Raw genomic sequence first — 14,421 nt, forward strand, 5'->3', positions numbered from 1 at the left:
TTGCCGTTGCCGCCTTGCTCCATCTGGGTCTTGCCCAGGTGAAACAGGAAGGCCACGAACAGACCGACCATCAGACCCGTGAACAGCCACACCCAGCCCGGGACCTGGCGATGGGTCTTCTTGCGTACCGGGCCGCGGCTGGCCCCTCGTTTGTTGGTGTTCTTTGCCATGGGGTGTCCTGTGGTTCTCGGCTACATCCGTTCGAGCGGGCTCAGGCCCAGCAGTTCCATGCCCTGTTTCAGGGTGCGGGCTGTGAGGGCGGCCAGTTTCAGGCGGCTCTGCTTCAGGGCCTCATTGTCGCCGGAGAGGATCGGGCAATGCTCGTAAAATGTGGAAAACAGACCGGCCACGTCATACAGATAGGTGCACAGCAGGTGGGGCAGACCCTTTTCGGCCACGCTTTCCAGCACTTCCCCGAATTGCACCAGACGGGCGGCTAGGGCCTGTTCCGCCTCTTCCTGAAGCAGGAAGTCGCCGTTGACGTCTCCCATGTCCAGGCCCGCCTTGCGGAATACGCTGGCCACCCGGGTGTAGGCATAGAGCAGATAGGGGGCGGTGTTGCCTTCGAAACTGAGCATCTGCTCGAAATTGAAAATGTAGTCGCTGCTGCGGTTCTTGGACAGATCCGCGTATTTCACCGCGCCAATGCCAACGGCATGGGCAATGGTGCGCAGGGCCTGGTCGTCCAGTTCCGGGTTCTTGTCGCGGACCAGGGCGTAGGCCCGCTGTTCGGCTTCATCAAGCAGGTCGATCAGTTTGACGGTGCCGCCGTCGCGGGTCTTGAACGGGCGACCGTCCGGGCCGTTCATGGTGCCGAAGCCCATGTGTTCCAGCTCGGTGTTTTCCGGGACAAAGCCGGCCCGTTTGGCCAGGCTGAATATCTGCTGGAAATGCAGGGCCTGGCGCTGGTCCACGAAGTAGAGCATGCGGTCGGCATGCAGGGTGCCGGCCCGGTAGCGCAGGGCAGCCAGGTCGGTGGTGGCGTAGAGATAACCGCCGTCGGCTTTTTTCACGATCACCGGGAGCGGGGCGCCTTCCTTGTTCTTGAATTCGTCCATGAACACGCACTGGGCACCCTGATCTTCGCTGAGCAGGCCTTTGGCGTCCAGGTCACTGACCACCTGGGCCAGGTCATCGTTGTAGGCGCTCTCGCCGCGCACGTCCGCCGGGGTGAGGCTGACGCCCAGGCGGTCATAGACGGCCTGGCAGTGGCTCAGGGACACGCTGTTGAATTCCCGCCACAGGGCCAGGCAGTCTTCGTCGCCAGCCTGCAGTTTTACCACCAGGCTTCGAGCTCGGGTGGCAAAGGCGTCGGATTCGTCAAAACGTTGCTTGGCGGCGCGGTAGAAGCCTTCCAGGTCGCCCAGCTCACGGGACAGCTCGGTGTCGCTTTCTTCGCTTTTCTGTTCTTCCAGGTAGGCCAGCAGCATGCCGAACTGGGTGCCCCAGTCGCCCACATGGTTCTGGCGAACCACCTTGTGGCCAAGGAATTCCAGGGTGCGCACCACGGCATCGCCGATGATGGAGGAGCGCAGGTGCCCCACGTGCATTTCCTTGGCCAGGTTGGGGGAGGAATAGTCCACCACCACGGTCTGTGCCTGCGCCGGACGGGCCACGCCCAGATGCTCGTCGGCCAGGGCCTGATCCAGCAGGCCGGTAAGCCAGTCATCGGCCTGGAAGAAGTTGATGAAGCCGGGTCCGGCGATTTCCACCTTGGCCACGGCGTTGTCGGCAGGCAGGGCCGCGATCAGTTTTTCCGCCAGATCGCGAGGCTTCATGCCGGCGGGTTTAGCCAGCATCAGGGCGATATTGGTGGCGAAGTCGCCGTGGCTCTTGTCCTTGGTACGGTCGATCTGCGCCGGGCGTTTGGCCTCGGCGGGCAGAGTCCCTTCGGCTATCAGGGTGTCCAGGGCGTTGTCGATCAGGGTTATCAGGCGTTCTTTCATGACATTCTTTGGTGGAGGGCATCGGGGCCGTTCTGGTGGGCGGCGATTGTACGGGAAAAGGCCCGCTGGCGCATGCGCCGGACGTCAGGTCCGGCGCCGTCTTACAGCATATCGATCGGATCCACATCCAGATGCCAGCGACACTGGCGGCCGGCGGGCAGGGTGCGCGCCTGTTCCAGCAGCACACTGATGGCCTGATGCAGGGGGGCGCGCTGAGCACACTGCAGCAACATCTGGGTGCGATAGCGCCCGGCGCGCCTTTCCATGGGCGCCGGTACCGGCCCCAGCAGATGGACGTCCGGGGGTAGCGGTATACCGGCCAGCTGTTGCAGAAATTCCATGGCCTTGCCCATGCTCATGGCTTCGCAACGGAACAGGGCCAGGTGGCCAAAGGGGGGCAGGCCGGCCATCTTCCGCTCTTCCAGCAGGGCACTGGCCAGGGCCGCATAGTCGCCGCTGGCAGCCAGTTGCAGGAGCGGATGATCCGGGTGGCGGGTTTGCAATAAAACCCGGCCTTTGCCTTCCCGGCCGCTTCGTCCGGCCACCTGCAGCATCAATTGCGCGGCCTGTTCCGGACCGCGAAAGTCAGCGCTGAGGAACCCTGCATCCATTTCAAGAATGACCACCAGGGTGAGATTCGGAAAGTGGTGACCCTTGGCCAGCATCTGGGTCCCCACCATAACCGCCGGTTTGCCCTGCTGGATGGTGGCAAGGTGGGCGTCCAGGCTGCCCTTGCGACGGGTGGCGTCCCGGTCGATGCGAATCACCGGGGCCTGTTGTGACTGCTCCAGTAGTTCAGTGATTTTTTCTGTGCCGCAACCGGCTTCGTGGATGGCGCTGGAGCCGCATTCCGGACAGCGCGGGGGGACCCGTTGCTGGTAGCCACAGTGATGGCAACGCAGGCTGCCCTCGCTGCGATGCCAGGTCAGTGTGCTGTCGCAGCGGCGGCAATCCGCCTGCCAGCCGCAATCCTGACAGAGAATCATGGGGGCGTAACCGCGCCGGTTGATAAAGACCAGCGCCTGGTTGCCCTGCTCCACGCAGTGCTTGATCGCTTGCAGGGACTGGGGGAGCAGTGGCTGGCCGGGGGCGGCCAGGGTGCCGTCGAGGATTTCGATGGGCGGGCGCCCCTGGTCCGTGGCGCGATGGGACAGTTTCAGCCACTGGAAGCGTTCATCCCGGGCCAGTTGCAGGGTTTCCAGGGCCGGGGTGGCACTGCCCAGCACCACGGGAATATCCAGTTGCTGGGCCCGCCAGGTGGCCAGGTCGCGGGCGTGAAAGCGAAAGCCGTCCTGCTGTTTCAGGGAGGCGTCGTGGGCTTCGTCGACGATGATCAGCCCCGGGGCGGCCAGCGGTGTAAAGATGGCGGAGCGGGTGCCGATGATGATGCGTGCCTTGCCGTCACGGGCGGCCAGCCAGTTGTCCAGACGTTCCCGGTCGGTGAGCCCGGAGTGCAGGGTCGCCACCGGCACGGCGAAGCGCTGGCGGAAACGCTGTACGGTCTGGGGCGTCAGGCCGATTTCCGGAATCAGCACCAGTACCTGTTTGCCGGCGGCCAGATGCGCAGTCATGGCCTGCAGGTAGACTTCGGTCTTGCCGCTGCCGGTAACGCCATCAAGGAGGAAGGGGGAGAAGCCCCGGGCCTCCTCCAGAGCGCGGATCGCCTTGCGCTGCTCCGCGTTGGCGGCCAGTGGCGCCTGGGCAAGAATGTCCCTGGGGGGCGCACTGTCCTCCTGTGTTACCTGTTCCGCCCAGCCCTTGTCACGCAGACTGGCCAGGGCGGCGGCGGGTACATCCAGGGCCGCCAGCATGGCGCTGCTCAGGCCTTTGGGGTGGTCGCGCAGGGTGTGCAGGGCCTGGCGCTGTCGCGGGGCGCGGCTGAGCTGGTCGTCACTGACATGCTGCCCGCGTTCGGTAATTTGCCAGCGTTTTTCCTGGCTGGCCTCGGCATCGTTGCCCTGGCGCAGCAGGGCCGGCAGGGCATAGCTGAGCACTTCGCCCAGTGGGTGGTGGTAGTAGCGGGCCGCCCGTTCGCATAGCCGGTAGAGTTCCTCCGGCAGGACCGGGGTGTCGTCCAGTATCCGCTGGATGGCTTTCAGTTTCGGGTGATCGCTGAGACCGTGGCCGTGAACCAGGCCCACCAGGGTGCGTCGACCGAAAGGGACCTGCACCCGTGAGCCACGCGCTGGCGGAGTGGTTCCCGGGTACAGATAGTCGAAGCAGCCCGGTAACGGCACCGGCAGGGCAATTTGCAGGGTTTTCTTGGCTGACACGGGATTTCCTGAAGCCTGAAGCGTCTGAGACGCGCTCAGCGCTTGCGGATTGGGGCCAAGCTGTTATGATTCGCCTTCTTTTTCCCAGACGCAAGCCGTGTGGTGCCTGTCGTAGAGGCAGGTAGCGACACAGATTGGAGCTCAGCAATGAAACCAGAGATTCATCCCGAATACCAGGCAGCGACCTATACCTGTAGCTGCGGTAATGTTATCGAAAGCCGTTCCACCCGTGGTGGTGACATGGCTTTGGACGTTTGTTCTTCTTGCCATCCTTTCTATACTGGCAAGCAGAAGCAGGCCGACAGCGGTGGTCAGATCGACAAGTTCAAGCAGCGTTTCGGCATGATGCGCAGCAAGAAGGACTGAACGGCGTCTTCACCGCAGTTTATGTAGCCTTTGAAAAGCACCCTGCGGGGTGCTTTTTGCTTTAAGACCTTGCGTACACAGTGTTTAGCCTGACAGTTTAGCCCGACTTAGGGACCAGCGGAGACCAGCATGTCTGAGGATTTGAGAACGGCGGCCCTGGAATACCACGCCAAACCGCGGCCAGGGAAAATCAGCGTTGAGGTGACCAAGCCGGCGGCAACCAGCCGTGACCTGAGCCTGGCCTACAGTCCGGGCGTGGCGGAGCCGGTGCGTGAGATCGCCCGCGAGCCGGAGCTGGCCTACCGTTTTACTGCCAAGGGCAATCTGGTAGCTGTGATCAGTGATGGCACGGCCATTCTCGGTCTTGGCAACCTGGGTGCCCTGGCGTCCAAGCCGGTGATGGAAGGCAAGGGGATTCTGTTCAAGCTGTTTGCCGGTATCGATGTGTTTGATATCGAAGTGGACGCGGAAGACTCCCAGGCCTTTATCGACACGGTGGTGCGCATCCATCGCACCTTTGGCGGCATTAACCTGGAAGATATCCGGGCGCCGGAGTGTTTCGAGATCGAACGCATCCTCAAAGAACAGTGCGATGTGCCGGTGTTCCACGATGATCAGCACGGTACCGCCATTGTGGTGGGTGCGGGTCTGATCAATGCGCTGGAAATTCAGAAAAAGCATATCGAAGACATCAAGGTGGTCTGTGTGGGTGCCGGTGCCGCAGGCGTGGCATCGGTGCGGCTGCTGATCGAGATGGGCGCGCGCAAGGAAAATATCCTGGTGCTGGATCGCAAGGGCGTGATTCACAGTCGTCGCGATGATCTCAACCAGTACAAGGCGGCACTGGCCAACGATACTGACAAACGCACTCTCAACGATGCGGTGGAAGATGCGGATGTGTTTATCGGTGTGTCCGGACCGGACATGCTGACACCGGAAATGGTCAAGAAGATGGCGCCCAAGCCGATCATCTTTGCGCTGGCCAACCCGGATCCGGAGATCCGTCCGGAGGTGGCCAAGGCGGCTCGCCCGGATGCGATTGTAGCTACCGGGCGTTCTGATTTCCCCAACCAGGTGAACAATGTGCTGTGTTTCCCGTACATGTTCCGGGGGGCGCTGGATGTGCGTTCCACCTCGATCACCGAGGAAATGAAGATCGCCGCAGTGCATGCCATTGCCGAGCTGGTGCGAGAGGCGCCGCCTCAAGAAGTGCTGGATGCCTATGGTGGGGAGCCGCTGACCTTCGGTGCCGACTACATTATTCCCAAACCCAATGACCCGCGTCTTCTGGGGCGGGTATCCTCCGCAGTCGCCCGTGCGGCAGTGGATTGTGGTGTGGCTCGCAAGGGGTACCCTTCCCACTATCCATTGAACTCGCTGGATGAGATTTTTCCCGAGTTGTAGGAGAAGCAGTCAGCCATAAAAAAACCGCCGGAAGGCGGTTTTTTTATGGCTGGTCAGGCGCCAGGCAATGCCCGGCGCTATCGCGGGCCGTTCAGAAAATTTGCTCGGGGGCACTGGTGCCACCACCCGGGCCGCGCTGGGGCTCCAGCTCGGGCACCTGATCCTCAATAAAGTATTCGCGGATGGCATTGGGGTTGTCCGGGCGCGCCAGCAGACCACTGTCCGGGTCGATGCGTACGGTGGCGATGCCGGAGGGCTGCTCCAGTTGCCGTTCAGGAATGCCTTCCAGTGCCGGGCCCATGTAGTCGATCCAGATTGGCAGGGCTGCCTTGCCGCCATATTCGCCCCAACCCAGATTGGCCGGGTTGTCGAAACCGACCCAGACGGTGGCGACCAGATCCGGGGAATAACCGGAGAACCAGGCGTCCACCTGGTCGTTGGTGGTGCCGGTCTTGCCGGCCAGGTCATCGCGGCCCAGAGCCCTTGCCTTGCTGCCGGTCCCTGCGCGGATGACGTCCTGCAGCATGGAGTCCATTAACCAGGCAATACGGGGATCCAGTACCCGGGGGGCCATGACCGGGTCAGGCTGTGTTGTCACCACTGGCTCGTCGGTGCTGTCCTCGCTGTCCGGGCTGGAGTCCTCCGGGGAGGCAGGTTCGATATTGTCGTCTGTCAGCGCCAGGGGGGGCAGGCAGGGAGGTTCGCAGAGTATCACTTCCGGTGCCTGCCAGAGGATGTCGCCATCGGCGTTCTCGATACGTTGAATGGCCCAGGGGGTGACCCGGTAACCACCGTTGGCAAAAACGCTGTAGGCAGTGGCGATATCCATCGGGGTGACGCTGGCACTGCCCAGTGCCAGGGACAGGTCGCGCTGGAAGCCTTCTGCAGGAAGGCCGAAGCGTTTCAGGGTGTTCATGGCCTGGCTGATGCCGATCTGGCGCAGAATGCGAATGGAGACCAGGTTCAGCGAGCGATACAGGGCTTCGCGCATGCGGGTGGGGCCGTAGAACTTGCCGCTGGCTCCGGTGGGACGCCAGGCGGTTTCCAGTTTGTCGTCATCGAACACCACCGGCGCATCGTTGATGATGGAGGCGGGGGTGAAGCCGTTTTCCATGGCCGAGGTATAGATAAAGGGTTTGAACACGGAGCCGGCCTGCCGCTCGCTCTGTACCGCCCGGTTGAAGTTGGAGGCAGCAAAGCTGTAGCCGCCCTGCATGGCGACCACAGCGCCATTGGACGGGTCCAGCGAGACCAGTGCCGACTGTGCAGCGGGGAGCTGGGCCAGGCGCCAGCGGCGGCTTTCCTCCGGGCCCACGGGGCGAACGCGAATAATATCGCCACGGGTTAGCACATCGCCGGCGGTCTTGGGTTCTTCTCCCACATACTTGTTGTTGAGCTGCGGGCGAGCCCAGCGGATGTCCTCCCAGACAAGCCGGGCGCGTTTGCCGTCACGGAAAAGGATGTCGGCATCCTCTTCTCCCACTCGGGTAACGATGACCGGTTGCAGCGGGCCGATACGTTGCTGGTCGCGGATCATGGCAACCCAGTGGGCCACGCTGGGGTCCAGTCCGGTAATGGTTTTCTCGATTTCCGCTTTTTCTGCCTGTGCGGGCAGTTCGCTCTCCTCCGCAGGGGGCTGCTCATTGTCGGAAGCGCTGATGGCTGGCAGTGTCGGCGCTGCGCTCACGTCCCGTTGTGCCAGCGGCCCGCGATAACCATGGCGCTCGTCATAGCTGTGAAGGCCGGCTCGCAGCGCCTGGACAGCCGCGGTCTGCCGTTTGCTGTCGATGGTGGTAATGATGCGAATGCCGTCGGTGAAAATGTCCTGCTCCACCAGCCTGGCGGCCTGCAGGCGTACCATTTCGCCCACATAGGCAGCATCCACTTCAGGCTGGGCGGCATGGAAGCGGGCACTGACGGGCTCGGACTGGGCAATTTCGCGTTCTTCGCGAGTCAACGCCCCGGTTTCTTCCATACGGAACAGAATCCAGTTACGTCTTATTCTGGCCCGCTCCGGGTTGGTGATCGGGTTGTAAGCGGAAGGAGCCTTTGGCAGGCCGGCAATCATGGCCTGTTGGGCGATATTGAGTTCGCCGACGGATTTGCCGTAGTACACCTGGGCGGCGGCTTCTGCCCCATAGGCCCGGTGGCCGAGATAGATCTTGTTCAGGTACAGCTCGAGAATCTCTTCCTTGCTGAGGACCCGCTCAATCTGGATGGCCAGCACGATTTCGTTGAATTTGCGCAGGAAGCGCTGGTCACGGCTGAGGAAGAAGTTACGCGCCACCTGCATGGTGATGGTGGAGCCGCCGGAGCGGATTTCCCGATAGCGTGCCAATTCCACCGCGGCCCGCACCAGGCCTTTCAGGTCGACCCCGTTGTGCCTGAAAAAGCGTTCATCCTCTGCGGCCAGCACCGCCTGGACCAGGGTTTCCGGCAATTCGTCGAAGGATACCGGTTGTCGGCGCTTTTCCCCGTATTCAGCAATAAGTTTTATATCGTTGCTGTAAATACGCAGTGGAATCTGGTATTCCACTTCGCGGATCTGGCTGGCTGGGGGGAGCTGTGGAGCCAGATACAGATAGCTGGCGGCCAGAATGGATAACCCGCCACCGGCGCCGGCAATCAGGAGAAGGAGCAGGTATCGGGTCCAGGTGGGTAAGCGCATGTTTTCGGCAACTACTGGCTGGGATCGGTAGAAAGGCCTAGTGGGCCCGTGAAGTGGGTCATTATATGGTGGAAAGGTTGTTGTGATCTAATATCTGTTCTGCTATTACTAGACCTAAAGTGATTCGACATAAAAAACCTGTAAGTGTATCTTTATCAAGAAAAAACACTTTAATAATAACCAGACGGGACGACAACAGTGCTGCCTTTCCTCAGAAAAAAGGCCCAGACACTCCTGGGGATCGACATCAGCTCCACGGCGGTGAAGCTGCTAGAGCTGTCCAAATCGGGGAACCGCTACAAGGTAGAGAGCTATGGGGTTGAGCCCTTGCCTGCCAATGCGGTTGTCGAAAAAAACATCAGTGACGTGGAGGGCGTCGGGGATGCGATTGCCCGTCTGGTCAGCCGCGCCCGTCCCGGGGTGAAAACCGCGGCGGTGGCAGTGTCCGGCTCTGCCGTGATCACCAAACTGATTGAAATGGATGCCTCTCTCAGCGAAGACGAGATGGAGAGCCAGCTGAAGGTGGAAGCAGACCAGTATATTCCCTTCCCGCTGGACGAGGTCCGCATGGACTTCCAGGTCATGGGGCCTGTTGAAGGTAATGATGAGCGTGTGGAAGTTCTCGTTGCCGCCTCCAGGACAGAAAACGTGGAAATGCGGACCGATGCTCTGGAAATTGGCGGTTTGCAGGCCAAGGCCGTCGATGTGGAAGCCTACGCGATGGAGCGGGCTTTCCAGCTGGTGTTGCCGGGACTGCCTAACGCCGAGGAACTGGAGACCGTCGCTGTCTTCGATATCGGTGCCACCATGACGACCTTGAACGTTTTCCATCAGGGTCGCAGCGTCTACACCCGCGAGCAACTGTTCGGGGGCAAGCAGCTGACCGAAGAAATTCAGCGCCGCTACGGTATTTCCATGGAAGAGGCCGGGCTTGCCAAAAAAACCGGCGAGCTGCCGGATGATTATGAAGCGGAAGTGCTGCAGCCCTTCAAGGATGCTGTGGTTCAGCAGGTCAATCGGTCCCTGCAATTTTTCTATGGCTCCACCCAGTTCAATGAGGTGGACTATATCCTGCTGGCCGGGGGCTCAGCGTCAATCCAGGACCTGGCAGACTTGATTCAAGAGCGAGTGGGCGCCAGCTGTTCCGTGGCCAACCCGTTTAATGATATGGCGCTGGCAAACAAGGTGGGGGCTTCTGCTATTGCCAATGACGCGCCGGCATTGATGATCGCATGCGGTTTGGCATTGAGGAGCTTTGAGCAATGACAACAACAATTAACCTGTTGCCTTGGCGCGAAGAGCGCCGCAAACAGCAGCAGCAAGAGTTCATCATGTTGCTGGTGCTGGCTGCAATCGCAGGCGCACTCATTTTTTGGTTGTGGAAAGGCTATGTAGATCAGCAAATCTCAGATCAACTCGCGCGCAATAGTTTTATCCAGACAAAATCAGCAGAGCTGGATGAGAAAATCAGCGAAATCAAAGAGCTGAAGTCCCGGCGAGAGGAGCTGGTAGCCCGAATGGAGGTGATCCAGAGTTTGCAAGGGAACAGGCCTACAATTGTTTATGTTTTTGATCAGTTGGTCAAAACCCTGCCCGATGGCGTCCATTACAATCGAGTCGAACGTAAAAATGGGGTGTTTACGATCGAAGGGGTGGCGGAAAGTAATAACCGGATTTCCCGGTTGATGAGAAATTTTGATGAGTCGGCCTGGTTCAAGCAGGCAACATTGCAAAGTGTAGTGGCTCAAGAAAACCAGTCAGGGACAAATAATTTTGTCCTGACTGTCTTGCAGGACTCTCCAAACAGCAACAAAGAGGAAGAAAAACAATGAAAACCTCTGAGCTGAAAGATATGGATCTGAGGGAGTTGCTGGATCAACTCAATTCCCTGGATTTTGAAAATGTGGGAGGCTGGCCGGCACCTGTTAAATTTGGTGTGGCAGTAATCGTGCTTTTGGTCGTTCTGGGGTTGGGGTATTTCTTTTTCATCGCTGATGCGAACCAGCTTTTAGAACAGCATCGATCCGAAGAAACCTCACTGCTTAAGAGTTATGAGAAAAAAGCATTCGAGGCTCATAATTTGGACCAGTTTCGTTCGCAGCTTGCAGAAATGGAGCAGACATTCGGTGCGCTGCTAAAACAATTGCCCAAGGAGACAGAGGTGCCTGGTCTTCTTGAAGATGTGACGCATACGGGTCTGGGTAGCGGCTTAGAGTTCGAAGAGATAAAACTGGAAGATGAAGTAGAGCAAGAATTCTACGCAGAACTGCCGATTAAGATTACGGCTATCGGTGATTATCACTCGTTTGGGGCTTTCGTTTCTGGTGTTTCTGCGTTACCTAGAATTGTCACCTTGCATGACTTTTCCATTTCTGTCCCTGGTAAAGACTCCAAAGATAAAGAGTTGGGCTCTCTTGGGCTTCTCAGGCTGGATGTCACAGCGAAAACTTATCGCTATTCCAATAATGATGGGGGGGTAATCCAGAATTCCCCCGCAGGCAAAAAATAATAGGTGGGGTATGCGTAAGTTAATTGTATTGAGTGTCGGATTATTGGCTCTTTTGGGGCTTTCTGGATGTAGTGGTGGTACAGGTTTGTCAGGTCTGGAGTCTCGGCTTGAAGAGATCAAGGCTCGGCCCAGAGGGAGAATCGAGCCTCCGCCAGAGTTCAAGCCGATCGCAACCTATGCTTATAGTGCGCACAAATTGCGATCACCATTTAGTAAGCCTGTTGACCAGTCAGGGGCTTACATCCCTGATGGAAGAAAAGTTGAACCGGATATGGGTCGACCAAAAGAATACCTGGAGCGCTTTTCTTTGGATTCATTGAGCATGGTTGGCACAATTTCGCGTCCAGGAGGAGCCCTTCAAGCGTTGATTGCGGATCCTGGTGGGGCAGTGACGCGAGTTCAGCCAGGAAGCTATATAGGGAAAAACTTCGGTAAAGTGCAGGCTGTTAGTGAAACTCAAGTCCGGCTTGTGGAAATCGTTCCGGATGGTCGGGATGGCTGGGTTGAGCGCGCCAACTCCGTCTCTATCGCTGAATAATGATCGCTGGGGATCAATGATGAAAAATATAGACTTTAAAACAAAAAATGGCATCTCCCGGCGTGTGGCGGGGTTTTTGCTTTCGGCTCTTCTTCTCGGAAGTTTCTCATTGGCAAAAGCTGGGACCCTCAAGTCGGTAGAAGCAAATGCTTTATCTGGCGATAGTCTCGAAGTTCGCCTGAAGTTTGATGGAGGGGTTCCAGAGGTCAAAGGCTATGGCATTGAAAAGCCTGCTCGTATAGCGCTTGATTTGATCGGTGCTGATAGTGCGGTTGATAAAAAGCGCCAGGATATGGGGGCAGGCAATGTTCGTAGCGTTACGGTTGTTGAGGCCAAAGACCGTACGCGCTTGATTTTTAATCTGGATTCTCTGGCTGCGTACTCAACAAAGGTGGATGGTGATACCGTGGTCGTCCTGATTGGGGATAGTGTTCCTGGTGGTCAGGCGGGCGCTGGAATTGCTTCTGACGTTGTTGCTGGGGGTGAGGCTGCGATTTCCGGGGTTGATTTTCGTCGCGGAGAGGACGGTGAGGGTCGTGTCCTTGTTAAGCTCTCACAGGCATCCATTCCTGTAGATGTCCAGGAGAGCGGAGATAAAATTATTGCCCGTTTTGTCGGTGCCAGTGTGCCGGATGAACTCATAAGAAAGCTGGACGTTGTCGACTTTGCTACGCCGGTAAAGCTTGTTGAGACAATGGCTGTTGATGGTGGAGCAACAATTGAAATTCAGTCCTCAGGCTCTTGGGAATATCTGGCTTATCAGGCGGATGAGCTGTTCAGTATCAATGTTAAGCCTGTTTCAAAAGATGTGGCGGCTAAAAAAAGCCAGGATGCGTTTGAGTATACTGGAGAGAAGCTGTCTTTGAACTTTCAGGATATCGAAGTTAGGTCGGTCCTGCAGTTGATTGCCGATTTCACGGGGCTCAATCTGGTGGCTTCTGATACGGTGGATGGAAGGATTACACTGCGTTTGCAGAATGTTCCCTGGGATCAAGCCCTTGAGCTGATTCTCAAAACCAAGGGGCTGGATAAGCGAAAAGTAGGCAATGTGTTGTTGGTGGCGCCTGCCGATGAGATTGCTGCCCGTGAACAGCTGGAGCTGGAAAGTCAGAAGCAGATGGCCTCTCTGGCTCCCCTTCGTACACAATATGTGAATGTTAATTATGCGAGTGCGGCGGAACTGAAGACCCTGATCAGCGGTGCTGGTGAAGAAGTGGGCTCCTTGCTTAGTGATCGAGGCTCAGTGGTTGTCGACAAGCGTACGAATACATTGATCATCCAAGACACTCAGGAGAGGCTCAATAATATTGGAGACTTGATTGAGCAATTGGATGTCGCTGTTCAGCAGGTATTAATTGAGGCGCGGGTGGTGGTCGCTTCAAACGACGTATCCAAGGAGTTTGGTGTACGCTGGGGGGGGCTGGGCTACGATGGCTCTCAATTGGCCAATGAGGGCGAAACAGCCATGTTTTCGGGGCGATTAACGAGTCTTCGTCAGCTTCATTATGCCAATATTGATCGTGACGATGATGGTTCGCTAGGGGAGGTTGAGGAATTTAATGTCGATACCAACAATGATCTGATCGTTGATTTGGGGGTCGATTCCAGCGAGGCATCTCGTTTTGCTGTTGGGTTCACCTCTTTGGCATCAGGCTTGATTGAGCTTGAGTTGTCTGCGTTAGAGGCGGAAGGGCATGGCGAGCTTGTGGCCACACCAAAGGTTCTGACTGCAGACCAGCAGCCCGCGATTATTGCAGCAGGTCAGAGGGTGCCCTATGAAACCGCGACTTCCTCAGGTGCAACGGCTGTAGAGTTTATTGATGCGGAGCTCCGTCTGGAGGTGACCCCTCATATTACGCCAGACGGCAACATTATTATGACTCTCAAAGTGTTCAATGATGCGATCAGTGGGTTTGTAGCAGAAACCCCGGTTGTGGATACGAACCGAGTTGAGACATCCGTTCTTGTAACTGATGGTGAAACCGTCGTACTTGGTGGTATATTTCAGCAGGAGAAAAGGGAGTCCCTGTCGAAGACTCCTTTCCTCGGGGATTTGCCCTGGATCGGGACGTTGTTCAGAAAGACCACGAAAATCGACGACAAGCAAGAGCTCCTGATCTTCATCACTCCCCGCCTGATGAAGGATGCGTTGGCAAATCGGTGACCAAGACGACTAACCCCTCTCTAATACTGGTTGGCCCCATGGGTGCTGGGAAAAGCACCCTGGGGCGCCACCTTTCCCAGATACTGGACTATCCTTTCTTCGATTCTGATCGGGTTATTGAGGAGAAGACGGGGGCGGATATCCCGTGGATCTTCGATATGGAAGGCGAGGCCGGTTTTCGCCGTCGCGAGCAAGAGGCTATTGATGAGCTGACTCGCCAGGATGGTATTGTGTTGGCGACTGGGGGTGGCGTTGTGGTGACGCCAGCGAACAGGGATATGCTCCATGAGCGCGGCTGTGTGGTCTATCTGTGGACCCCTGTTGACGTTCAGCTTGCCCGCACCCGAAACGACAAGAATCGCCCCCTCCTGCAAACCGCAGACCCGCGCGCCAGACTTGAAGCGCTGTTCGCCGAGCGGGATCCTCTTTATCGACAGGTGTCCCATCACCTGGTGTCTACGGCCTCCGGTAACCTGAAAAAGGTGGCGGATGACGTGCTGGCTTGTTTGGCGTCTCACCGACAAGGATAATATGGCCTTGGCTGGCGATTGTT

11 protein-coding genes are annotated in these 14,421 nt (G+C 57.8%); 8 read left to right on the forward strand and 3 right to left on the reverse strand.

Features of this window, described 5'->3' with window-relative positions:
* Positions 1 to 191: 191 nt before the first annotated feature.
* Both argS and A3714_RS00015 read right to left on the reverse strand, forming a co-directional pair.
* A complete protein-coding gene (gene argS / locus A3714_RS00010) occupies positions 192 to 1,946 on the reverse strand; it encodes an arginine--tRNA ligase (RefSeq protein WP_063508198.1) in 1,755 nt (584 codons plus the stop codon).
* A 101-nt stretch (positions 1,947 to 2,047) separates the two neighbouring features.
* Positions 2,048 to 4,219 carry a primosomal protein N' gene (locus A3714_RS00015; RefSeq protein WP_063508199.1) on the reverse strand — a complete coding sequence of 724 codons (2,172 nt, stop codon included), beginning with the start codon at positions 4,217 to 4,219 and terminating at the stop codon, positions 2,048 to 2,050.
* Between the two features lie 147 nt (positions 4,220 to 4,366).
* Here A3714_RS00015 and rpmE point away from each other — a divergent pair, with 147 nt between their 5' ends.
* Both rpmE and A3714_RS00025 read left to right on the forward strand, forming a co-directional pair.
* A complete protein-coding gene (rpmE, locus tag A3714_RS00020) occupies positions 4,367 to 4,585 on the forward strand; it encodes a 50S ribosomal protein L31 (protein WP_062815702.1) in 219 nt (72 codons plus the stop codon).
* Between the two features lie 129 nt (positions 4,586 to 4,714).
* On the forward strand, positions 4,715 to 5,989 hold the full coding sequence (locus A3714_RS00025; RefSeq protein ID WP_063508200.1) for a malic enzyme-like NAD(P)-binding protein: 1,275 nt from the start codon (positions 4,715 to 4,717) through the stop codon (positions 5,987 to 5,989).
* 91 nt (positions 5,990 to 6,080) lie between these two features.
* Here A3714_RS00025 and A3714_RS00030 read toward each other — a convergent pair whose 3' ends face one another.
* Positions 6,081 to 8,657 (reverse strand): penicillin-binding protein 1A, encoded by a 2,577-nt coding sequence (locus tag A3714_RS00030; RefSeq protein WP_063508201.1) that lies wholly within the window; start codon positions 8,655 to 8,657, stop codon positions 6,081 to 6,083.
* A 198-nt stretch (positions 8,658 to 8,855) separates the two neighbouring features.
* Between A3714_RS00030 and A3714_RS00035 the strand changes: the two genes are divergently transcribed.
* The 6 genes from A3714_RS00035 to aroK are packed head-to-tail and all read left to right on the forward strand — an operon-like array spanning position 8,856 to position 14,398.
* On the forward strand, positions 8,856 to 9,923 hold the full coding sequence (locus A3714_RS00035; protein ID WP_063508202.1) for a pilus assembly protein PilM: 1,068 nt from the start codon (positions 8,856 to 8,858) through the stop codon (positions 9,921 to 9,923).
* On the forward strand, positions 9,920 to 10,489 hold the full coding sequence (locus A3714_RS00040) for a PilN domain-containing protein (RefSeq protein WP_063508203.1): 570 nt from the start codon (positions 9,920 to 9,922) through the stop codon (positions 10,487 to 10,489). Before A3714_RS00035 ends, A3714_RS00040 begins: the two co-directional genes overlap by 4 nt.
* Positions 10,486 to 11,166, forward strand: a complete 681-nt coding sequence (locus tag A3714_RS00045) for a type 4a pilus biogenesis protein PilO (protein ID WP_156492997.1) — start codon at positions 10,486 to 10,488, stop codon at positions 11,164 to 11,166. The genes A3714_RS00040 and A3714_RS00045 overlap by 4 nt, the downstream gene beginning before the upstream one ends.
* Positions 11,167 to 11,176: 10 nt before the next feature.
* Entirely contained in the window at positions 11,177 to 11,704 is a 528-nt protein-coding gene (locus tag A3714_RS17430; RefSeq protein WP_082850698.1) for a pilus assembly protein PilP, read from the forward strand.
* Positions 11,661 to 13,868: a type IV pilus secretin PilQ gene (pilQ, locus tag A3714_RS00050; protein WP_231866081.1), complete on the forward strand. Its 2,208-nt coding sequence runs from the start codon at positions 11,661 to 11,663 to the stop codon at positions 13,866 to 13,868. The genes A3714_RS17430 and pilQ overlap by 44 nt, the downstream gene beginning before the upstream one ends.
* A complete protein-coding gene (aroK, locus tag A3714_RS00055; RefSeq protein WP_082844713.1) occupies positions 13,865 to 14,398 on the forward strand; it encodes a shikimate kinase AroK in 534 nt (177 codons plus the stop codon). Before pilQ ends, aroK begins: the two co-directional genes overlap by 4 nt.
* Positions 14,399 to 14,421: the final 23 nt, after the last annotated feature.

It is taken from the genome of Alcanivorax sp. HI0007 (assembly GCF_001635525.1).
Taxonomy (GTDB): Bacteria; Pseudomonadota; Gammaproteobacteria; order Pseudomonadales; family Alcanivoracaceae; genus Alcanivorax.